Raw genomic sequence first — 22968 nt, 5'->3', positions numbered from 1 at the left:
CTTATGATAAAGGTCTTAATGGGTAGATTTAAAGAAGGTTGGCGCTGCTGCTACCTCATCGGTAGTAATACCAAAAAAGTTAAGTAAAGTTGGGGTGATAAAGTCATGTGATACGGGCTGATCAATCATACTAACGAGACTACTTTTATCAATATTATTACTATTAGGTGACCAAATGATGACAGGCACCTGCTTTTGCGCATCAGGTGCGATAGCGTAGGGCATGCCATGCAAGTAAATATTATTCTCGCCTAAACTTTCGCCATGATCGCTAATATATACCATTATGACATCATAGTCCTGCTCATACTTTTTGAGCGTATTAATCACGTTATTTAAGAAGTAATCAGTATAACGAATGGCATTGTCATAAGCGTTGATGACGGATTGATCATCGCATTTAGAGAGCTCATTAGTCATGCATACAGGTTTGTACTCTTCAAATTCCTTAGGATAACGTTTGTAATAAGCGGGACCATGATTGCCCATTTGATGCAATAAAATAAGCGTATCTTTGGCAGGTGCATCTGACTTAATTAAAGTATCAAAACCGTCAAGCATACCGATATCACGACACTCCTCATCACAATTTGGATTGACATCAGCCGTCTTATAATCTTCAAAAGTTACTCGATCCGCGACCCCTTTAGAGCTCGAATTATTGTCGCGCCAAATAACATTGACGCCTTGCTTATTTAGTGTGTCTAATACGTTCTCATTATAGTCTGCCATATTATTGTCATAACTCTCTCGATTAGAGTAGCTAAACATACAGGGAACGGAGTAAGCAGTAGAGGTGCCACATGAGGTGGCATTTTTAAAGCTATAGACATCTGGTTGGCTAGTCAGCAGAGGCATAGTGTCGCGCTCATAGCCATTAAGACCGATATGATCAGCACGTACTGTTTCACCAACGACAAATACCATGAGTTTAGGCTTTGCTGCGTTAGTTCCAGCAGTAGGAGTTATACGTTTGGCATCTGTCGCATGCAGGGTCAATGTATCAGGACGACGAAGTTTCTCAACATAATCGGTACCTAATTTGATAACCGAGTAGATAGGAGTAATAGGGTTTGCGTAACTGCGGACTATCTTATGCTGACGGAAAAAGGTGGCGTATTGATCGCCAAAAGACAGTAGGCAGACAGCTATTAAGGCGATAGATGAGGTTAAGGTTAACGCTTTTTGCCATAGCGCTCGACGTATAGGTACTCTTTTTATGCGGATTTTAGCAATAATAACTGCGGGTATAATGCCTAGTATAAAGACTCTTGTAAAAAAACTTAGCGACATCAACCCCATCGCTTCACGTTGATCGGTTTGTATACTATTGATCAGCATATTAGTATCGAAAATAGTGCCATAAGCGTCAGTAAAATAGCCACATACGGCCGCTATCATTACCATAGCGATGAGCACTGGTTTAGCAATAGGACGATAGCAAAATAATTGGATGAGTAGCCACATTAAGCCGAACAATAAGCCTGTGATAGAAACTATGAAGCCAACGTTATTACCAAAAGGGTAAATGCTAAGCACTTGCGCGAAAAAACCAAAATTTGCAGTAGTGACTAAATAGAGCGCAACGATAATAATCAGATAGTTAAGATTAATTTCATGATTAAAAATGCTGTTTAGATAGCTTTTTTTGGTAGGAGCTTTGGTGATTTCAGTGCTAAGTGCTTGAGAGGTTGACATAACTAGGCTTCTCAACAGGATGGTAAGGAGTTTGATTCCTTACGATAACAAGAGGCCTGTTAAGAAGACGTTAAGATATTTGGGTTGAGTAATGCTTTAAGAAGATAATATATTCTTAAAAATAAATAGTTAGATAATAAGCTTAAGGATGCATATTGCCTCTACTTTAGCTGGTTAGTCGACGCCTAATAAACCAACTAATTATAATTACTATAGCAATCGATAAAAAAATCTTTGAGTAGGGTGCTAACGCAGTCTCTATAACCTCGTAGTTTTTGCCGAAGTGGTAACCTGCAAGCGTCAGTACAGTTGTCCAAACACTAGAACCCAAAGCAGTCAATACTAAAAAAGATAAAAGTGGCATTTTGTTCATACCCCCATATCAACAACATCACCTAAGAAAATTAGACTTCATAATCTAGCCTTAGTGTAGAATTCAAATAAAGATGGTAACTAATAATTTTAATATGGACTGATACTACGTAAAATCAAATTATCGCATGAAAAATAAGTTGGTAACATTGTCTGTTTGTACAACTTAATATACGTTTTCTACAATTAATAAAGTTGGTAACTCTAGACTATGAAGAATTCAGAGTTTATAACAAATAACATCCAATTCCCATGTTAGCCTCTTAAACAGGGGCGCTAAAATACTCTCCCAGTTGATCGAGTTGTTCCTATGATCAAAGTTCTTTCATTTACATAACTCTGACGTTGATTTTTCAAGGCTGTGGCTTAAATGATTCGGAAGAATTAAAAATGCTTCAACCAAGCTCAATGTCAGTACCAGTAACAGTACCATCGGAACCACTTTTAGTACCGCTCCCATCTCGCCTTCAAGAAACATCAAACTGCCGAAAATGCATACCGTGGTTAAGTAAGAAGACAATACACCTGGAAACACTTTGCTTACGCCGTTGTAAACCGCATCTTTGACCTGTTGACCTCTATCAATATGAGCGGCAATAGACTCTGAAATCACGATGGCATCGTCCATCATGATACCAATCGCCATCAATAACGCAGCCAGTGTCATGATATTAATGGATAAACCTAAGGACACCATTAAATAAAGACTGCCCAGGAAAGCCACAGGCAACCCCGCTGCCACCCAAAATGAATATCGAAAGGTAAAGAACAACCACATCACAGCAAAGACTAATAACACCCCTTGCCAACCGTTATTCAATATCATGGTCAAACGGTCCCACAACATCGAAGACTGGTCGTTGGTGAGCGTCAAAGTCACACCGGTTGGAGCAGTCTCATTCGCAGCATCGACAAAAGCTGCCACTTTATCTTTCACCCGCAAAGAGTCATCGGCTTTATTTTTACTGATTTTTAAGACGGTCGCAGGCATACCATCAAAAAGGAGTTTCTGCTCATCAAGTTCAAAGCGATTAGTAATGTTGGCAATATCTTTCAATTGCACGACAGATCCATCGCTATCTGCGCCAACCACGATATTCCCTAAACCTTCAGGGTCCACTTGTTGACCGTCAAAACGAACTAAGTAATTTCGGTCAGATAACTCCAGATTACCCCCAGGGAGTTTGATATTCTGACTCGCTAAGGTTGAAGAAACATCCGCGACACTCATCCCTAAACGACGTACCGCAGCCGTATCGAGTTCGACCCTTATTTGATGGTCTGAGAAATCACTGACTTCAACCAGCGATACACCATGGTCGACCTTGAGTATCCTTTTTAGCGACTCAGCGTAAGCTTTCAACTCTGGCAACGGCATGTCTGCCTGGATTGCAACATCAACGACTGGATCGTTTTTGTCTAACTCACGCACGATAGGGGACTCGGTTTCTGCTGGGAAATCATTAATGCTATTAATCTGAGTCTGAACATCCACTAACATTCGAGGAACAATATCCCCATTGGTTAGTTTTATGATCATGGATGCTATGCCCTCTAATGCTTCACAACGAGCTTCAACAATATTATCCAACCCATCTATCGCATCTTCCATACGCTGACACAACGTCTGCTCTACCTCCAGAGGTGTCGCTCCAGGGTAAACAATAGATGCAATGAGGTAAGGTGGTACAAAGTCTGGAAAGGTTTCGCGCTTGATCTTTGATAGTGAAGTCAGACCCACCATGATAAGTGCCAACATCAACAAGTTGGCTGCGGTCGGGTGCCGCGAAAAAAAGCGGATCATAATTCTACCTCATGCTTTGCAATACGAAGTGCCATCCCAACAACCGCAGGTTGCAAGTCATTCAGAACCAGTAGATCTTTGTCCTGAAATTCACCCTCAACGGCAACGACGCCATCACGTCGGTAGAGTACTTTGACCGTAGCAATAGCCAGCGCATTGTCACGCATCAAATAGACCGTTTTGCCGTGTAATGCCGATTCCGGCACGATATAGTGCTCCTGAGCAACGCCTTCAAGCTCGGCTTCAACAAACATCCCACTGATCAATGACGGCAAATTCGCAGGCAGGTTGTCACTTAACTGGACATCAAGAATAATACCGGCGGTCGCCTGATTGTAATTTACGCTGTCACTGACTCGCGAGACGATGGCAGGCCACTCATAGTGGTGGTCATTGCTACGCAAATGTACACTTGCGTTGACATTGACATAATCACTACGAAAAGCTTCAACAGTGTTGTCTTGGGTTCCCTTATTTGCCAGCAAAAAGAAATTATCAACCGCGACTTGTGTGTCCACTTCAACAGAATCGAGACTATGCGCCTTTATCATCGTTTGTTGATTATTAACAACTTGATCTTTTACGACATTCACTTCGGCAATACGTGCTCGAAATGGCAAGTAAACCTCGGTTCTTTGCAAAGAACGTTTTGCCATTTCAACCGCCGATTCATTCACCTTAATTTGAGATTGAATAACTTTTCGGTCATCAGGCAAAGATACCCACTGATTTTCCAACTCTTCGACCGTTCTTCGGCCCGTCAGAACAACCTGTACTTCAGTGTCATACGCTGACTGCGAAATCAAACCACGTTCAAACAACTTCTTCTTACGCTCTAGCTCTTTTGAACTAATTTCCAGGCGCTGTTTTTCGATGTTCAGTTGGGTTTTCAGGTTTCCTTCTTTTAATGCAAGCTGATTCAATTGAGCTTGAGACAAGCTTAACTGTGCTTCAGACTGCGCGAGACTTAACTCATAATCCAAAGGATCAATTCTCAGCAAAAGTGTGTTTGCGGGCACAATTCTTCCCCGCTCTAACTCAGGAGCAATGTAGATAATACGTCCCGACACTTCTGCAATTCCCTGCCACTCAGTTTTTGGGGTAACGCGACCATACCCAACCACCAGTGGTGCTAAACTTTGCTTGCTTAGAGAAATAACATCCACTAATCGCTCTTTAGATTGGACGGCTTTTAATTCGGGCGTTGATTTACTGTTGATAGCAAATACAAAAATAACGCCCCCCACTAAAGCCGCTGGAATGAATAACCATCGTCTACTAAAGCGGCTCATAAATCTTCCTCGCTCTGCTTTAAAATACCCTGCTCAAGCAACTTCACATTATGTTCAAGCAAAGCCATTAGGCTCGCTTCATTACGTTCCATATTCATTAATTTGAAAGCCGTATCAGGGAGTAAAAAAGGGCATATCATCAAGCTGATACAACTCAATTGGGCAAGATCAATATCCACGCCTTCTTTCAAGTTTGGAAGTTGGCTGTTAGTTAATTGAATAACCGGTAGAACAAAACTCGACATGTGCTTTATGAGAACATCTCTTGCTTCGTCCCCTTCAGGGCGGTCCATCAATCGAGCAATAAGACGAGGAAACCAGGATGTGGGGTCATCATCTGATAGTAGACACGCATTTTGGTCTGAAAACTGAAGGAGTCGCGAGATTCTTTGCGTATAAATTCACTCATGGGTGCAAAGGTGTCTTGCAACATGGCTTCGAGTAAGCCAGCTTTATTTTTAAAGTAATAACGAATGAGTGCGATATTGACATCCGCCCGCTCTGCAACCAGGCGAGTAGAGACTTTTTCGTAAGGAAGTCGAATGAACAACTGGCGAGAAGCGTCAATCAGTGTTTTACGAGCGTCACTTTCACCGCCAGTAGGTCGACCCACTTTTTTTTGTTCCAAAGGAACATTTTGAGCTGAATGTTCATCAGACATAAATCTGGCTCTCATTACTTAATTAATCGTATGATTAATATTCTAGAGAGTACCGATTAAAATGGCAGCGATTTAATTCCCTAAAAATATCGAAAGTGATGAATTTATCTGAACCTTTAGCCGCCTAACACATCAAACATGACAGCATTTTGCCATGAAAAATAAGGGTTATATGTTAATCTGGCGTGTACTTTTCCTTCTTCATGATACCCCCAGGCAGAAAACCACAATGGGGAACCATTTTCACACGCCTTTCTTTCTTCAGCGTTCATATTGTTCAAACAAATGCGTAATTGTCCCTGGCTTCCGTACAGCGGGTTATCTGGTGAAAACAGCACCCCCATGTGTGAAAACTGACTGATACGCTGCGCGTCGATTCTATCCGTTCGAACTAGTATTCTTGAAGTATCTGAGGCTTCAACAGGCAATTTCCCATACCAAATAAATCGGCTATTAGGATTGGTAAAATTGTGTTGGAACACTTGTAAAAGATAAGGCGTATCTATCACCGAATCGTGCTCAGTCGCCACTATCAGCACAGGTTTGTCATAAGGTTTTTCAAGGAGTTTTCGAGCTAACACGCTGGTTCGATAATATTGTGCAAATCCATTGGTAGGGACTGTCATGTAACGCACTGGTGTTTGGACATCAACATCACTGTCAGGAGTCATTAACCATGGCTTCACTTTTGACAATGCTGGCGTTATCCACTGAAACGGCACGCTGCTTTTAAAACCCGGAGAAAATAATGCAAGGCCCGCAATAGAAGGATGTTGATAGGCATAGTCAAGAATAAGATTTGCTCCTGTCGAAAAGCCTCCCAAGTACACCTTTCCTGAAACATCCTTTTCTAGTTGTTTCGCTTGTTGATGTACAACTTCCTGCCACTGTTCAGCACTCACATCCAACATGTCATCAGGGGACGTTCCATGCCCAGGCAATAAAACCGTTCTTACTAAATAGCCTTGTTCTGATAATGCCACTGCAAGATCACTAAACGACCAAGGGGAATCACCTAATCCATGTACCAGTAATATTCCCTTAGTTGGTTTGCTTCCTTCCGGAATATGTTTGGGTGTCCATTCATTCGGGGAGTTGAAAATTAGCTCATCTTCTTGTGCCATCTGCTGAAACACTCGATGTGCCTTTACATCGCTAATGGTTTGTTGTTGATAAATGTTAAATGCTAAAGAATGAATGTCTTGTTCAGTGGTATTCAACCCTGAACATCCGATGAGGCCAACCAATATCACCAACGCTAACGCTAGTGCTGAAAACACGCCAAAGACTCTTCCAATGTGAAAACGTTGATTCATCGATATTTTTGATTGCGACATTGCCTAACCTTTACTGACCAGTACTCAACACGGAGCCTGAATAGACCCAGAGATAAAATTAATCAAGTGATTACATATTACTCACAAAGCCTAAAAGTTCCGATGGGAATAATTCATCCGATTTAGGGGAAATGATGAATTTCTAGCAAATACTCAACATGGTGTTTTAATACTTCACGACAACTGAATTTGCTTCACTTAGTTCCGAACACTCCTTATAGGCTGTCATACCTTTTGTAGATGTGTCCTTAATAATAGGAGTAGACCTCCTTAATCCGAAAAAACGGAGTATTCAGCTACAGCTTTTACTCTCACTCACACCTGAACATATGCATCAACTCTTCGAAATAAGCCCGAAGTGTCCGCGGCTCTCGCCCAAGAATAGAGCGAAGAGTGAGAGGATTACCCAGTAGGCCGCTATGGTCATAGTGCTCAAACATGGTAAGCATGTCCTTCGGCACATTACCCAATTTGTTGCGATCAAGCGTGGCATAGCCAACTTTCTTACCAAGAACCTGACTCAGGAGTTCAGCCACACCATGACGAGTTAGAATATCGGGAGCGCATAGCTCGAAGGTTCCAAATGCTAAACGATCCTCAGTCAGCGCAATAGCCGCCACGTCTGCAACATCGCGATAATCTACGCGGCTGAAGCGGGTGTCAGCGGACCATGGTTCAGCCAAGATACCTGTTTCAACAATCCGATCCCACGACGCGGCATAGTTTTGATACAACATGGTTGGATGAAGGATCGTGTATTCCAGTCCAGAATTGACCAACACTTCTTCGACCAATGCCTTGGCAGCATGGTTAGGCAAGTTTAATACAGGGTGTATTACCGACGAAAACACCAATTTCCGCACACCGGCACGCTGTGCCGCCTGAATGATATTTTTACCGTATTGCACCTCTTCTGGAGCGAAAACAGGGCCGATGTGAAAGACCCCCTCGACTCCTTCCATCGCCGCATCTAGGCTAGCGGGATCAGATAAATCACCAATGGCGACTTCCGATGCTCCACGCGTTTTTGCTAATTGCATTTGCTCTGGTCTGTGAACAAGTCCACGAACAATCGCACCACGGCGAACAAGCGCTGGCACGATTTCTCCAGCCAACGTACCCGCAGCGCCTACTGCTAAAATAGTCATGAGATGACTCCTCAACCGCCTGCTAATTTATCCTGTTTGGCACCCAGCCAACCTGGGTATTAGGCCCGCTGTGGCTACAGCCACAGCGGGCCTCGGACTGTTTAAGATCGATTATTCATTCGTTCAAACAGAGCCTCGCCTAAGCGTCGCGTATCGACTGAAACGCCCACAAGAACTTCATTCTGGCCTGCTTCAAGCTGAGCCATCGTTTCGGTAGCGAACTCTTCCGGTGTGACCATCATGCGGTTGGATGTTCCTTCACTGCGTGTACCGCCACCAAGACCAGTGTCGACGATAGGCGGAGCAATTTCTACGACCCGAACACCTGTCGATTTCAACTGATGACGAAGGCTGAGAGTGAAGGAGTGAATCGCTGCTTTTGTGGCGCAATAAACTGGAACATCCGCCATCGGTGAAAAGGCAAGGCCTGAACTGATATTAATAATGGCAGCCTGTTCCTGCTGCTTGAGGAGGGGCAATAACTCAATAATCAGATGGATGGGGGCAGTTAAATTAATAGCCACCTCTTGATCAAGCGATTCTCCAGCAGGATCGTGGTTAAAATCACGATGGTACTGAACACCCGCATTGTTGATGAGAATATTGAGATTAGGATGGTCGGTTTTTAGCCATTCGACCATTGATTGGCGACTCTCAGTATCGGTAACGTCGCAGACACGTGTGATTAAAGTTGGCACTGCTACCTGTGCCTTGCGTAGCGCTGCTTCGTTTCGCCCGCAGATAATAACGAGGTTTCCCCGATCAGAAAGTTGCTGTGCCAACGCAAAGCCAATACCAGTTGCACCGCCAGTGATAAGAATAGTATTTGATGTAAGGTTCATGGGCGAACACCTCTCAGTTACAAGTAGTTGAAGAAGGTGTGCCAACAAGAGGTTGGGATTCCCGCAGACACACCAAAAGCCCAGCAAAAAAGCTGGTTCTGGTGTCGCGGATACCCAAAAGAGGGAGAGTTGCCACCTTTGCGTAGGTAGTGACCGGGCTACCATCCGGTCTGCACTCTTTTGACATGAACATTCTATCACACCTCATACAGATTGGCAATCATCTTGCTCATTATTCCATTTGCGTGAGGGTAGTGCGTTCTGCTCAGTAATCACACTGTTGATATTAATCCATGTCTCCACAAACCCTTTCAGCCCAACGAAGGATCGTCTCTTGGTCCAACAACGATTTGCTTTCGGATGGGGACTTTGGATGAGAAACGCGTTTAAATCCACTGCCGAATATCTTTTTAAGAAATTTGCTTGGCCAAACCAAGGAGCTTTTTAATAACCTAATTTCCAGTTCTCGGATTGTTCGTTCCCAATCAAACAACACATCCTGCTGTTTCAACAGCAGCGTTGATAACTTATTCTTGTTGTCGGAAGTATCCACTTCTATCAATGCAAACTCTTGACCATCCTTTTTAATTCGATGGAAAGCGAGGCAACGCGGGTTGCCATCATCAAGCAAGTGTTTGGAGTAACCATCAATAGTGGGAAGCTTTCGGATTTCCCTGTGGATATGGCGGCAACCAGACGTGCCAACCAATTGCTGTACCATGGCGTTAAAGGCTTCAAATTTATCTGTATATAGATGTGCGTCGTCGCTATTATCCTCCAGGCCATCATAATCTGCTGAAGGTAATGTACCTTGAGTACTGGCCTCATCTGTACTTACTTCCAAGCCGGTAGTTTCTGTAGAGTCTGACGAGTCCTCTTCCTGACCCAGACGCCCCGTCTGACCTTTTCCCTTACCAACGCGAGTTGTCTGAATGGGATTAGCAAACTCAAATGCGACGGCTGGCGTTTCAATTCGGATTTCTGTTTGATCAGAATCTGGCTCTTGTTCATCATCAATTTCCAATTCCGGGCCGGATTGCGAGCCGGGTCGAACAGCATACCCCTGGCCAGTTCGCCTCTCAGCGAATCGGGGATCGACAAAATCAACGTAGGCAGGACAATCACAAGATAGATTGGAAACACCATAAATCTCATACACAAAAAACGCTTTTCGTTCCTGATCGTAATGGCCTCGTAGAGTCAGCTCAACACCTGCGAGCGGTGGTGGTTCAAATTGAAAACGCCACAGACGGTACTTGTCTGTGTCATAACCGCTCTGAAGTTGGTAGCGGGCAATACTTTCAAAAGATAGCCGAGCTTCGTCATCCAGCAATATCCAGGCTAACAACCGTCTTAATGCATAGTCACCTCTGACGTACAGCGGCAGAGTACAGGTTGGCAGAATATTAACCAGAGCTTTGCTCAATTTATCTATGCGCTGGATATCAAACTCCTGCGAAAGCCCACCGGAGATCAATGCTAAACGCGTGATATAGGCGTGGTGGAAGAACAGCACTCGCGCTAATTCGAGCTGAGGAAGATAATACTGCGTTCCACCAAATTCAAAATTGAAGCACCATTGCTGCCCATCGTCCCGCCGACTTACCACCGGAATTGGACAGGCTTCGATAGGTTCAGTACGCCAATGACGAGTATTTTCTATCACAACACGGGACTGGAATCCGGCAGGGCGCGGTTGTTCACTTGCATTAACGACCCTGCGTCTTGCTAGGACCGGAATTTGAGAGACACCAAAATATTGTTTCTTTTGGCCGGGTGCCAGTTTGACATTAATGTGCCAATCAGAACCATCATGGCGGCGGAATAAAGAGCCAATCTCCCGAATAACGCTGTTATTTTCTACACCTTTGAACTTCATGTTCCGTATCCACTAAATTTTCCAAATACTGCCTGGCAGGCTCCATCATTCGTTCTTCACTCAATCCGGCGTTTCGCAACAATCGCCACCTTGGCGGCGAGTCAAAGAGAACCCGTAAATCGTCATAGGCATTTTGCAAGCGTCTGATCTGGTACTGGGGGACACTTTCCGAATTAGCCACCAAAAATGCCGATGTACGTGGCATTTGATGGAGGTTTTTCTCAAGGGTTGAGAGATTGCCAAGCAACTTAAGGTAGTAGGTTCTTGAGTGCCTAGGCCCTTGTTTATTTGCATTCAAAAACGTAGCCAGTTGTCGAAGCGCTTGGAGATTTTCCCGATCCCGCATGTCCCAATCGATGCGTGGTGCGTTAGCATTTGTCTTGTTTTTTGCATGGCGATCGTTAATGTCCAACAGCCAGTCGCGATGACTTCGATAAAGTCTGGCATACAAAGCTGGCGATGTTTTTCTGGCTTGCAGGGGTGGATGAGATAACAACAATGCGAGCCAAGCTTCCTGATCTGGCGTTTGACTGTTCGACGTTTGCATCACCACCTTAACTTGTTGTGGCGTTTTACGTGTTGGTTTCCGACCAACTTCATCAAGCACATTGTCTATCTGCCAGTGGCTTTCCAGCAATGCCTGATGAACAACAATATGCTGAAGATAATTGAAACTTTTTCGATGCTTACGGAAGATTGCTCTCAGCCAGTCTGAGTCATCAATATCGGAACTGGGAGGCATCAGACGGTTTCGGATTAACCAAGCGGCAGGCCACATCTTTAATACCTTATTTCTTATCACCGAGTGGTCAACTTGGGCTTTTCCCCGGTAAAAACCCAGTCGATAAGCAAGGCTGCGATAATACTCTGTCCATTGCTCAAAACTGGGTGACGCTTGCGCAGGCCGAACTAACAACTGTCGCACCTGCGTGGTTATCCAGTCAGATACTCCCATTCCCTTTTGCTGTTTAGTCATAAGACAGTGTTCAGGTGCAGCAGCGATAAAGCGATGACGTTCAATCAAGGGGCGAGCAATTCGCGTATCCATCAGCACACCATGTTCGGGGCACGATTCAACCCCGGCAACCTGCCATTCTCGTCGCCAAAAATACTCACCATATTGTTCACGTTGAGCGGTTATACAACCGGGACAGTACCTGACAAAACGCGGGGATTTAATACGAGAGGCAGCAACCCCTAATGCCAGATGAGCGGCACCCTGAGTACCCTGGTACAACCAATTCATGCACTGAAGCCGTCGAGCCTCTGGTACAAAAGGTGCGTAAAGCGGAAATAAGGTATGGCTATAGATCAACTTATCAGGTGTGAACTCCTCAGGAAGCCAGCGGGAGAGCGTTGCAAGATGGTTGGGTAAGTCTATCGTTGCGATAATACTGCGAGATTCGAAGACCTCATCCAACAGTTGCTTTGGGCTGGTCAGCCCCTGCCGGACACCCGCTCTGGCCACGGTGCTATACATCAACTCCTCTGTGTAAGGTATAGGAAAATTCAACACGGCCATCACCCAAAGGAATTAACCCAGTCCTGGGCATCAAAAAACAGGCCGTTGAGGCCAAGTGATTCCTGGAAGGTTTCTTCGTTTGCGGACTGAGAGAATAGGAAGCGCAAGTCTTCTGAATCCAGGGTATGCCAGTCAGCTTTTTTCACCGCTTTAAGTTTGGGTGTGGCTGACGCGGGCTTCTCTATCTCTGCATTCTGATACCAAGAGAGGATCAGCGGCATAAGATCCTTCATCACAAGGCCTGGATGATCCTCAAACGCTCTGTTGATCAGAGGTTCAAGCAGCTCAGAGGCATACCCCATATCAACCAACATATTATGCAAACGAACGGCTTGTTCATTACCCCCATACTTGACTACGGTATCAATGCTTTCCTGGTTGGATCGCAGCAGGTGGCTCAGTTCCAGTATTTTTCTATCCACGTCGGGGATAGTCAGATCTGAGTAACGCGCTATTTTTGACACATCACCCGACCGTAACGCATCAATCATGGGGTGGATAGGTTTTAGCTCATCCTGATATACCTTTCGCATCAAGACGGGGGTAATGCGCTCAATGCCGGTGACAACAGCCCGGATCTGTGACAAAACAAACAACTTGATGACGACATCCATAATGCCTTGTGAAAGTTCGTACCAGGTATCTCTAATCTCATCCGTCACTTCAGGGGATGCTTTAGTCAGCCATTGATACTTCCACAAGCGGCCAGTGAAGGCTCCCCACTCGGTACGGGATACCTCCTGCTCGCCTGATGGTTTGCTTAAAGGCTCCCATAGTATTGAACCAAAACCTGCACCGCGACGAGCGGATCGCAAATCCAGTTCAAAAACAGATCTGGCTTTTGGTGTCCCCACCATGACTACCGGGACCGAAATTTCATTAACCAGTGTGACAAAGAAATTGAGCATGCGCTCGGCACCACCTGAATTCTTAACACTCAGATGCTGGATTTCATCAATTACTAACAGTCCAATGGCGTGGGTGTTGGCAATGTGTGCCATTACCGCAATCAAGGTTTCTACGCTATGTCGTTTTTCCACGTAGCGGCGGACGTAATTCGTGGCGAGTACCGCGTCAATTTCCCGAAAGAAGTTATGACACAGGCTTTTCAACGAACCGTCATGCGGGCAGTCAATTTTAAGGAAAACGATCTGAGTGAAGTTGTAGGCTTGGTGATATATCAACTGGGGATAGGTTGTCAGAATACGGTTCAATGAGCTTGTCTTGCCTGAACCAGAACAACCAATGAAAGCCAGGCTCTTAGCGGTGGATTCTACGTGCTCGAACCGGAAAACAGCCAAATCCCCCTGCATGACACGCTCATAACCATTCTGGATGTGGGCATTCAGTTCGCCTGTCGCCAGATTTCTGCCGACATACCCTTGTCGAAGCATGACCGATAATTTTGACTCCAGCTCGATGTGACGGGATAGCGGCTGGAAAAAATTGTCGAGTAATTGAGATATGACATGAATACGGGTCTGGCCATCAAGATAAACGTCAGTTGGGCGAAACATAATTTGACCCGACAACCCGTCCTTTAGCTGACGCCGGTCCAGGATCGGCGGCAAAGCCTCAATGAGAGGGTTTCCCTGGTACTGACTGATCCCGGTATCATTATAAATCGCCTGCACCATGCCTTTGGGTAGTGTCATTCATCATCTCCAAACAGTTCATCCAGAAAATCAGGGAAAGCCCCGTCTTCGGGCTGATCAGTCAAATACCTGACATCTGCTTTGGGTTTCGGCTCAGTCGGCTTGTTATCCGCTCGGCGTTTCTGGCGTTCCTGCTCGCGGGCTTCCCGCCGGTTTTGATTGATGCCGGCCAAGGTTTCTGTTTTCGATTCACCAAAGTAGGAAGGACGTAGCTTTTCTGCGTTTTGGATGGTTTCCTGAATCACATTTTCCAGCGATCTTTTGCTTTCCCTCTCCTTCAATTTAGCTGCCGCTGTTGATTTTCGTTGTTGCTGCTTGCTGTCCCATAACTCCCACATCGACCGGCCCCTAAATTCCCTTGAGCGGTCAGTTAGCGAGCACTCCCAATAATCTGATTTTGTTGCATCTGGGAAGACATAAATGATGTCGGCTACCGAGGGGTCATACGCCGCCATAAAGGGGCCTGGTCGCTGCTGCCCGGTTCTATGGAGCCAGCCAGACGCCAGCAGCTCCCTACAGGTATAAAAGGCACCGAAGCATTGAATGCCGTAATCGGAAAGCGTTACTTTTTGACGAGGCAACAATGCCAGCTTCAACGCCGACTCCGATGTGTTACGCAGCCGTCCGCTACGATTTTGAATACCCCATTGCCAGATATTAACCGGTACAGGTGCGAGTGTATCTGGCATGTCCGGATCGCGGTCATACTTGACCAACACCGAACTCTGGTTGCGATGCAGGATAGAGCCGATAATTATTTTAGTGAAATCGTCCAATGTAAGTGTTGCATCCAACCGATAATCTTTCCCGCCCCGCTTTTTAATGGTGGTTCCGGCAACCACTCCTGGTGCAAACGGTTTGAAGTCCGCTTGAATGGTACGAAAATGCCGCTCAACTATACCCTTCGCATCCCCACGATAAGGTGGTGTATTTTCAATCCGAACACCAAAGGCCTGCTCCAGATATTCAATTTGATGGCCCAGTAACTCACCGCGATCAGCCAAAATTGCGTCCGGCAGTCCAATCGACGGCCAATCCTCAGGCTCGATGTCATAACCGAAAGACTGGCATATCTGAGATTTATCGATCATGGCGTTCACCAATGCCAGCATCGCAGTCGCATAGGAGGGATTTTCAAGTCCCACATAGAAACCAGCAATCAATCTGCTATAGACATCGACAACCACGTACAAGGTTGGTCGGCCAATTATCTTTTGTCTGTCAGCGGAAAGCAGATAGATATCGGCAATAGTCGCGTCGATCTCGTAGCGTGCACCGGGGCCGTGAACTCCGCTTGTGGCTGTTCCTTGCAACGGCCTGATGTCCTTTTGGTATTCGATTTTATTGGCTCTCAGCCTGATACGTTCAGGCCGGACATATTCCCGCTCGTAGAAATAGCGTAGTTGAGCCACTGTCGGGAAGTTTTCTTTCGGTACATCGGGATGAGCTGTTTCAAACATGTCCTCGAAGCGTCGATGAGCATAGGGTAGAGAATGATTCTTCTCCGTCAGATAGTGGCGGTCAAGCACAATGCGAAACATGCGTTCAACACCAGTATCTACAATTGCGCCGGTACCCGGCGCTATACTTCTCGGACGGCCTAATTTTTTTCCTGAAGCTGTACGTTTCTTTCCTCGCCCGCCTGATTTATCGTAGTCCGGCAAAAGCGCGTTCGGTGTGCAACCCCGCTGCCAATATTGGCGAAGATAGGCATATATTGTTTTTTTAGCCGTTCCAGATTCAGTAACAACCTGCTGAACCAGTGCGCCTCGACCGCTGCGATAATAGATATCCGGTTGGTGTATTAAAGGCTCAATAACGGCCATACGCTTGTCCCGGATTTGCTGTGCTACGGAGCCATGTTCCGGGAGCTGAGCAGCAAGATGCGAATAGGGATCATCAATTTTTTTTAACGTCTCAGAAAGGATGAAGTCTTCCACCTCTGCCAGAGAAACCCGTTCAGGAAATGCTTTGTCGGAATCGATATTAATCCATGTATATCGAATATCTGAGACATCAAGAATACGATACCGAGCCTCCCCGAATATCACGACATCATTGATTCGCAACATAATAATTCCTCAATGAATCAATGTCTGAAGATGCTTGTAACTCCCCTACAGTCAGGGTTGACCAAGGCCTTCTGATATCAAATAAGAACACCCTCAAGGCTAACAGCGAACGAATTTTTTGCAGGGATTCGCCTGGAGAGAGTGAATAGGCTTGATCAAGCATCATTGCAACCTGAGAAATCAGCAAAGTCGGATGATTTATAAAGAAGCCCAGGTAAAGGGAAGCCATATTCAGAGTATCTTCGATCCCATCCAGAACCAATTGCGCTGGATACAGCCAGGCAATATTTTTGGTGACAGTCTTGGGAATTTGTTTTTCAGTCAGCAAATACCATGGCACTTCCTTTAACGCCCAATAACGCCGTTCAAGTTCCAGTTTTTCGATGGTTCTAGGATTTGAAAGATCTGAAGAGGTTTTTACCTGAATAGCCATTCTGGGAAGCTCAGGCTTATTGGTGTCCACCAGAAAATCCGTGGACATGACTTGAATTTGTCCTCGTATTTCGGGATGACGGATACGCGCTTGCGCTGCAAGCTCAATGGTATCCTCTAATCGGAGAGGATATTGCTCCCGGATATCAGTGACAGATGAATTCCAGTCAAACAGAAAAAACGCCGCCAGCTCTAGGTCTGACAACAGATGGTGAGTTCGTTGAGTCTGGAATCCCCAGATGCGGTGAGATCGTCCTGCAGAAGGTAGGTCTCTGACGGTCAACCAGGGTTGGTAGTCTTTTCCTGACCCCTTTCCACGACCTTGTTTAACCCATTTCAGTGAACGAGAGTCAAGGGATAGGCTGGTCAAGCTCCGTACCTCCGACATTGCACATAAAGTATAAGGAGCTAAGTTACCAGTTTTATTTATAAGTTACCAACTATATTTAAAAGTAACCTACTTTATTTAAATCCCACACTTATACACTATATGAATAATAGCATTCAGAGCCTTTCGACTTATCAAAATAAAATAGACCTATAGTAGGTCTACATATTATTAATATTTTGAACACTAGGATATTGAGGTGTATGCTACTTAGCAATCAATAATCCTACAGTAACTTCAAAACAATACTCATCTTTGTTAGTGATATTGACCGTCCCTTTATGAGCATTAGCAATAGCCTGAACGATAGATAAACCCAAACCTGATCCTGAATGGTGCTGGCTGGTTTTATCATGACGATAAAAGCGCTCAAACAAACCCCAATATTGCCCAAGCTACCTGGGTATTTCTTTGAAAACTAAAAAATTCGCTAAGCTATACAAGACAGTGCTTATTATCAATCTTTAGTATCAGGGTGTATTAAACAATCGACTCTCTGTCCTATTGAAACTGATAATGACGTACCCTAAAAAACGCTGATGTCGTCACCTGAGAAGCACGTTATAGGGGCTGTCCTAGATAAGCAAAATTATTTAGGATAGCACTATGAGAAAGAGTAAACTAAGTTGGTATAAACAAAGCAGACTCATCGAGCTATTTGTTGCCGGTTCTACCGCCAGAACAGCAGCAAGCCTAGTCGGTGTTAATAAAACGACAGCCAGTTATTACTTTCATAGGCTACGAGTGCTTATTTACGAGAATAGTCAAGACCCTGGTCTATTTGAGGGCGAAATCGAAGTAGACGAATCATACTTTGGTGGCACTCGTAATGGCAAGGTCTACGCTTGTATTATACCCAATGCTAAAGCAGATACTTTGATCCCCATCATAAGAGAAAAAGTGAAGCCTGATAGCATTGTTTATACTGACTCATTTAAAAGCTATAACGCATTAGATGTCAGTGAGTTTACTCATTATCGTATCAACCACTCTAAAACCTTTGTTAATGACAAAAATCACATTAATGGTATAGAGAACTTTATTTAAAGGAATGTGAGTGGCGTTTTAATCACAGTGACCCAAAGTCGCAATGACTACAATTAAAACAGTGGGTTAAACAGGGTTTGAACTAGTTATCTAGGACAGCCTCAAATTCATTAATCATACGGTAAGTCAGTATAAAAATAAAAACGAGTGATACTTTTAGTGTCATAACATTTAGAGTAACAAAAGGTCTAATCATGAAATATCAGCTCGACAACTCAAAAATAGATAGTGTTCCGTGTGTCGCCTTATACCGACCAGATAAAGACCATTATTCGCCATCTATTATCGCCTGTTTTATGATCAATGACGGTTGGAATGAGCAGGCACTACTAGAGCTAAGAGAGAAAGCAGAGGCTGATATTTTAGTAGGCTTACAGACAGATAACAATGAGTATGAACGCTTAGATATTGTAGAAGGCATTATTAGATGCCAGCCTAATGAAGTAAATGATGTCGTTGAACTGCTAGATGTAAGGTCCGCAAGTACTATTATCGGTATAGATGTAATAGATGTTATAAGCTTGTTTGAGGTTGGCAGTTCATTCCAGTTTTTTCAAGCGAGCTCTACAGGCGAGCATGAATTCGATATGATAAAGATAGCCACACACAAGCTGATTAATCTACTTGCAAAAGCTCATGATACTAAAGGAATATTTGTTGGCATGCAGAGTCCGCAAAGCTTACCACTGGAATCCATGGCTTATGTAACAGAAGCTGTTGAAGAGTTGTTGTCTGGTGACGATACCTTTATATACTATAGTTCAAATAGTACTGATGAGCCTGAATTTTTTCGTTTGAATGGAATTTATGCTGAAGAAAAACAAAGCCACACGTAGTAAACGTATGGCTTTGGCTGCTACTATCAATTGAAGCTGGTTCTATTTGCTAACAGAATCCCCGCGCCACATAGCATGCTCACACACTGCGCAAAACCAACTCTCTTTTGCTCGCATGTAAGCAATATCGGCAGGTACTTCAATAGGACAGGCGCTTCCGCAATATTCGCAGCACACATCATCTAAGCAAGCGTAGCATTGGCTTACGGTTTCAAATAATACATGCGTATTAATGCTATATTTTTGACAAAGCAGACGGATATAATCTATATAGCTGATTTTGTGATCATAAGCCCAATAATCTTCACAGACCCGTTTGTCCCAAGCATTTTGTGTCATGCTCCATTCAATGCTGATGCCCACAACGTGCTCCTTTTTAATGACCTGATACCTACGATTAACATTCCCTTTTTATAGTAATGATATCTATTGAAACAGTCACACCTACCATCATTAGCCAGCTATTGAGCAGCAAGATAGGTATATGACATAATAAAGCGTTAGTCAGCATAAAATAGTTTTTGACGGAAACTTAGTTATTGCCAACGAGTATTATTCTAGCAGAAAAGTAGTCACTGGCAAGTATTTTTTACTTACCAATAAGGATTTTATTGTGATTTCTTGTAATCTCCCTGTGCTTCTAGCAGAAAGACGACTACGGGTTGCCGATCTAGTAAGGATGACAGACATTAGTAAATCAACACTTCATAGGATTTATAACGATGAGACGACTCGTATAGAGTTCGATACACTAAGCAAATTGTGTGAAGTACTAGAGGTGACACCATGCGAGATATTAAAATACATACCTGATGAAGACAGTAAAAATTAGGTTTTATAAATAATGTAGTTGAATCTATACATTCATTCTAAACTCTAAAAATAACGATATTATTACCTGATAAAAAACAATCATAGCTCTCACGAAGTAATGGCATCGCTGTTATTTTTGAGAGCTCTTTTTAATGACTTTGCACTCATTTACATCCAATATGTTTTTTAATAAATATAATTAAATCATCCACTTGTATAATGTTATGTTATAACGTACTATTAATGAAATGATAATTTTTAGAGCAGTTTATCGTGAAAAATAAGACTCTTCGCTCAACTCAAAAGCTGTTAGTTTTGAGCTCAGAAAATCTCACCATTCACCCTGATGCCAGAACTGCTTTTATGGTTTGGCAGCAGCATAGATTGCCTCTGCGTCGACCACAGCTGGCAGGCTTAGATGATTATTATCGACCAGCATTGCGGTTATGTATGCTTGATAGAGACAGTTATCAGTTCTTCAATAACTTTGCACGAATCGATGAGGTAATGAGGTTCGAAGATAGCTGGCGTCAGCCTTGTCTGATTGCGCTTGAAAGTCGTCATGATATTAAGCGGCTGGCGTGGTGCGAGGTTCTCAGTCTATCTAGGTTTGCTGGCGTGAATCATCCGGCTCTGTTTCAAGCCATATATCAAAATGCATCAAAGCAGCTTATCTGTGAGCTGATGGGCGTGCCCCGATTAACCGTTAGTAATTACTGTCATTTTGCAGGTATCAGTCAAAGTAGCTATGAATATCAGCAGTGTAAGGTAGCATGTGATGAGACTTTATTAGGTCTACCTAAAAACATGAACTGGATGAATGGTAGACATGGCTGATACTAAACTGTTCGATGATGTGACTGATAAACGAGTATTGAATAAGCTCATTCCTATAGGCTCGCCACATTATGTGCAAATGCAAGCATTGGTTATTGATATTATCGGTCTGGTGCCAGACGCTGAGATTGATCTACTGTGTTCGGCGCCACTTGCTAATGCTAGTTTTAGGGGCATCGATTGTACTGAAGTGATCCAGCAGATTATCGGGCAAGGTAGAACGGGAGAGTGGGCGGTTACATATATGCTGCTTATATTTTATCAAGCGTATGGTGCGGTTGATAGCGGTAGTGATGCTTGGCGGTTTATGAGCGGCTACCTCAAAATCATGTTTATGATTACAGCTAGGCAAGATAAGCATTTTGCTAAAATTGATAAACTAGGCGTTCGTATTCGTATGGCATTAAGGCCTGCTGATCCACAGCGCGATATCCTCAACGAGTTAATTAGAATTCATGATCAGTGCGATAACCTATCCTCATGCTTATCTTCTATCAGAAAGTATGAGATAAGCGTCAAACAAGAAGAGGCAACGGGTAAAGCTGCTAATCAGTATCTTGCCAGTAAAGTTGGTCAAATCAGGCTGGCTTATGAGGTAGTCATAAACAATAAAGCTTTTATCGGTAAAACTTATGATAAGAGCGCCAAACGTTCAAAAAAAGCTCAAAGTGTTGTTAATACTACGACGGTTATTGATGGTGAGCCGTTACAGAAAAAATTGTTTAGTACGAAACAATCACGCAAGTCAACTAACGTGGCAACTGCTGAGAATATTGCCGATGATAACACACCGCCACTGCTGGACAATAATTTTAAACCCATCAAACAAATCGCCAAATCCTCTGAGCTACAGCAATGGAAGCTCAAAAGCAGCTATCAGCATGCCAGCCGCAATCAGTTTCATTTCCCAACTAATCATCGCCAGCTGAGTGTAACTGGCTATCAAATGCTATTTTCGATGCTATGGCAACGCTTTATGAAGGAACACATGAAAAGTAGAACGGGTTATGCCGTCTTACTACTGTCACTGTTAAGCGGTCTTAGTATTGACAATATAATTGATGATTGGCAGCGCGGTCGCAGTCAGCGTCAGTATTTTGTTTATGACCGTACTCGTAAAGTCAGTAGTATTGCTATCACGATTGATGTGACCACCAATACCAGAAGCCATTTACTTGCTCACAGGCAAAGCTATGGTAGCGTATTCAAGCGAGCACTACCTGAAGTGCTACAGATCATGTTAGAGGACAAAGTCGCTGTTTCACTTGATGATGTCAAACTAGCTATCAACGAGGTTAAGAATCAGCTCAACCTGCCAGCTTTGAGTGCTCAATATATCGAGTCTGGATTGTTTGTAGTGATTAAAAATGGCCTTAGTAAGCCACTACATGCTGACATCCTCACAGGCGTTGATGTAAAGCACAGCTCGCCGCTGTATTACACCAGCATCAAAACTGCTGATCTAGAGCAAACCTATATAAAAGCAGTAGCACTGCTAAGCGCATACTGTGATGACGAGAAAAAGGCGTCATTGATAGATGAGTGCAGCGTGTCCATGAATGGTCATAAAAGCCATGTTGGCAGCGATATGGTGCTTGAAACCTCTACGTGCCAGCAGTTCTTTGAACAGTTGGCTATGAGCGCTGAGAGCTATAATGAACGGCTCAATCATAGTATCGAGCGCTATACTGCGCAGTTTAATAGCTATAGCGTTTGGCTGTGGCACACTATTATGATTCAAACCGGTATTCGTCCGGTTAAACATGCGCCAGGATTACTCAATCAGCTTGATTTTAAACGTCGTCTACTATGGGTATCTGATAAAGAAGAGCGTCACGGTCAGTCTGACGGCAGGCTCATTCCGTTAAGTCAGTTTTTAGCCGCTGCTATACAAAACTACATTGATTATATTAAGCAATTTGCCGCTATCTATAATCCAATTTGCCCTGAAACACCTTATCCCCTTGATGCTATTCTGCAATCAGAGCAATCGCTTATTCAAATTTACCAAAAAAATCCAAAAGGCTTTATCGGTATCACGCCAAGCCGCGTTCGATATGAGCTACAAGATTTTTTTAGTCATCAGGATAATTGGCTGCGTCATCAGCTGCGATCCATGCTCACAGAACGTGTGTCTGATTATCTAATTTGTACGCTTTACGGTCATGAGCATCCCGATCAAGAATTTACGCACCCCATGTCATCAAGCTCTATTAATCAATTGCACCAGCTCAGCCCTCATCTAGATGCGATTGCCAATGATCTTTGCCTAAAACAAATTGAGGTTCGCTTATATGGATAACATTAGTGCTCACAAACTGCGGCAGCTCAAC

Annotated in this window: 19 protein-coding genes and 1 pseudogene; 5 read left to right on the top strand and 15 right to left on the bottom strand. The window is 43.9% G+C overall.

The annotated features are described in order from the left end of the window. Window positions 1-15: 15 nt before the first annotated feature. The 14 genes from CXF58_RS08725 to CXF58_RS08655 form a co-directional block, all read right to left on the bottom strand. Window positions 16-1698: a phosphoethanolamine transferase gene (locus CXF58_RS08725; protein ID WP_102077233.1), complete on the bottom strand. Its 1683-nt coding sequence runs from the start codon at window positions 1696-1698 to the stop codon at window positions 16-18. A 697-nt stretch (window positions 1699-2395) separates the two neighbouring features. Further along, window positions 2396-3874 carry an efflux RND transporter permease subunit gene (locus CXF58_RS08715; protein WP_102077232.1) on the bottom strand — a complete coding sequence of 493 codons (1479 nt, stop codon included), beginning with the start codon at window positions 3872-3874 and terminating at the stop codon, window positions 2396-2398. Next, the gene (locus CXF58_RS08710) at window positions 3871-5166 is read right to left on the bottom strand and encodes an efflux RND transporter periplasmic adaptor subunit (protein WP_102077231.1); all 1296 of its coding nucleotides are present in this window, start codon (window positions 5164-5166) and stop codon (window positions 3871-3873) included. The genes CXF58_RS08715 and CXF58_RS08710 overlap by 4 nt, the downstream gene beginning before the upstream one ends. Further along, a complete protein-coding gene (locus CXF58_RS08705; protein WP_102077230.1) occupies window positions 5163-5459 on the bottom strand; it encodes a hypothetical protein in 297 nt (98 codons plus the stop codon). The genes CXF58_RS08710 and CXF58_RS08705 overlap by 4 nt, the downstream gene beginning before the upstream one ends. Then, window positions 5459-5827, bottom strand: a complete 369-nt coding sequence (locus CXF58_RS08700; protein ID WP_180952557.1) for a TetR/AcrR family transcriptional regulator — start codon at window positions 5825-5827, stop codon at window positions 5459-5461. Before CXF58_RS08700 ends, CXF58_RS08705 begins: the two co-directional genes overlap by 1 nt. A 116-nt stretch (window positions 5828-5943) precedes the next feature. Beyond that, a complete protein-coding gene (locus tag CXF58_RS08695; RefSeq protein ID WP_228706580.1) occupies window positions 5944-7164 on the bottom strand; it encodes an alpha/beta hydrolase in 1221 nt (406 codons plus the stop codon). Between the two features lie 311 nt (window positions 7165-7475). Beyond that, window positions 7476-8312, bottom strand: a complete 837-nt coding sequence (locus CXF58_RS08690) for an NmrA/HSCARG family protein (protein ID WP_102077228.1) — start codon at window positions 8310-8312, stop codon at window positions 7476-7478. Window positions 8313-8413: 101 nt separating this feature from the next. Further along, complete coding sequence (locus CXF58_RS08685; RefSeq protein WP_102077227.1) at window positions 8414-9154, bottom strand: SDR family oxidoreductase; 741 nt, start codon at window positions 9152-9154, stop codon at window positions 8414-8416. Between the two features lie 286 nt (window positions 9155-9440). Further along, window positions 9441-11033 (bottom strand): Tn7-like element transposition protein TnsE, encoded by a 1593-nt coding sequence (locus CXF58_RS08680; RefSeq protein WP_102077226.1) that lies wholly within the window; start codon window positions 11031-11033, stop codon window positions 9441-9443. Beyond that, on the bottom strand, window positions 11008-12549 hold the full coding sequence (locus tag CXF58_RS08675; RefSeq protein ID WP_416375577.1) for a TnsD family Tn7-like transposition protein: 1542 nt from the start codon (window positions 12547-12549) through the stop codon (window positions 11008-11010). Before CXF58_RS08675 ends, CXF58_RS08680 begins: the two co-directional genes overlap by 26 nt. A 5-nt stretch (window positions 12550-12554) precedes the next feature. Further along, window positions 12555-14210, bottom strand: coding sequence for an AAA family ATPase (locus CXF58_RS08670; protein WP_102077224.1), 1656 nt, complete (start codon window positions 14208-14210; stop codon window positions 12555-12557). Further along, window positions 14207-16282, bottom strand: a complete 2076-nt coding sequence (locus CXF58_RS08665; protein WP_102077223.1) for a Mu transposase C-terminal domain-containing protein — start codon at window positions 16280-16282, stop codon at window positions 14207-14209. The genes CXF58_RS08670 and CXF58_RS08665 overlap by 4 nt, the downstream gene beginning before the upstream one ends. After that, window positions 16266-17084 carry a TnsA endonuclease N-terminal domain-containing protein gene (locus CXF58_RS08660; RefSeq protein WP_228706579.1) on the bottom strand — a complete coding sequence of 273 codons (819 nt, stop codon included), beginning with the start codon at window positions 17082-17084 and terminating at the stop codon, window positions 16266-16268. Before CXF58_RS08660 ends, CXF58_RS08665 begins: the two co-directional genes overlap by 17 nt. 224 nt (window positions 17085-17308) lie before the next feature. Further along, complete coding sequence (locus tag CXF58_RS08655; RefSeq protein WP_102077221.1) at window positions 17309-17479, bottom strand: ATP-binding protein; 171 nt, start codon at window positions 17477-17479, stop codon at window positions 17309-17311. Window positions 17480-17708: 229 nt separating this feature from the next. Between CXF58_RS08655 and CXF58_RS08650 the strand changes: the two are divergent. Together CXF58_RS08650 and CXF58_RS08645 are read left to right on the top strand one after the other, a co-directional pair. Continuing rightward, a pseudogene (locus CXF58_RS08650) lies at window positions 17709-18196 on the top strand (transposase). Window positions 18197-18343: 147 nt separating this feature from the next. After that, window positions 18344-18985: a hypothetical protein gene (locus tag CXF58_RS08645; protein ID WP_093071414.1), complete on the top strand. Its 642-nt coding sequence runs from the start codon at window positions 18344-18346 to the stop codon at window positions 18983-18985. 42 nt (window positions 18986-19027) lie between these two features. Here CXF58_RS08645 and CXF58_RS08640 read toward each other — a convergent pair whose 3' ends face one another. Then, complete coding sequence (locus tag CXF58_RS08640) at window positions 19028-19348, bottom strand: hypothetical protein (RefSeq protein ID WP_093071415.1); 321 nt, start codon at window positions 19346-19348, stop codon at window positions 19028-19030. A gap of 250 nt (window positions 19349-19598) precedes the next feature. On the opposite strand from CXF58_RS08640, the gene CXF58_RS08635 reads away from it, so the two are divergent. From CXF58_RS08635 to CXF58_RS08625, 3 genes are all read left to right on the top strand, one after another. Beyond that, window positions 19599-19817 (top strand): helix-turn-helix domain-containing protein, encoded by a 219-nt coding sequence (locus tag CXF58_RS08635; protein ID WP_093071416.1) that lies wholly within the window; start codon window positions 19599-19601, stop codon window positions 19815-19817. 296 nt (window positions 19818-20113) lie between these two features. Continuing rightward, window positions 20114-20635 (top strand): hypothetical protein, encoded by a 522-nt coding sequence (locus CXF58_RS08630; protein ID WP_145989805.1) that lies wholly within the window; start codon window positions 20114-20116, stop codon window positions 20633-20635. Further along, window positions 20628-22937 carry a hypothetical protein gene (locus CXF58_RS08625; RefSeq protein WP_102077219.1) on the top strand — a complete coding sequence of 770 codons (2310 nt, stop codon included), beginning with the start codon at window positions 20628-20630 and terminating at the stop codon, window positions 22935-22937. Before CXF58_RS08630 ends, CXF58_RS08625 begins: the two co-directional genes overlap by 8 nt. Window positions 22938-22968: the final 31 nt, after the last annotated feature.

It is taken from the genome of Psychrobacter sp. Sarcosine-02u-2 (assembly GCF_002836335.1).
GTDB classification, from domain to species: domain Bacteria; phylum Pseudomonadota; class Gammaproteobacteria; order Pseudomonadales; family Moraxellaceae; genus Psychrobacter; species Psychrobacter faecalis.
The sequence above is the reverse complement of the archived record's forward strand: the minus strand, read 5'-3'. Positions and strand labels throughout refer to the sequence as shown.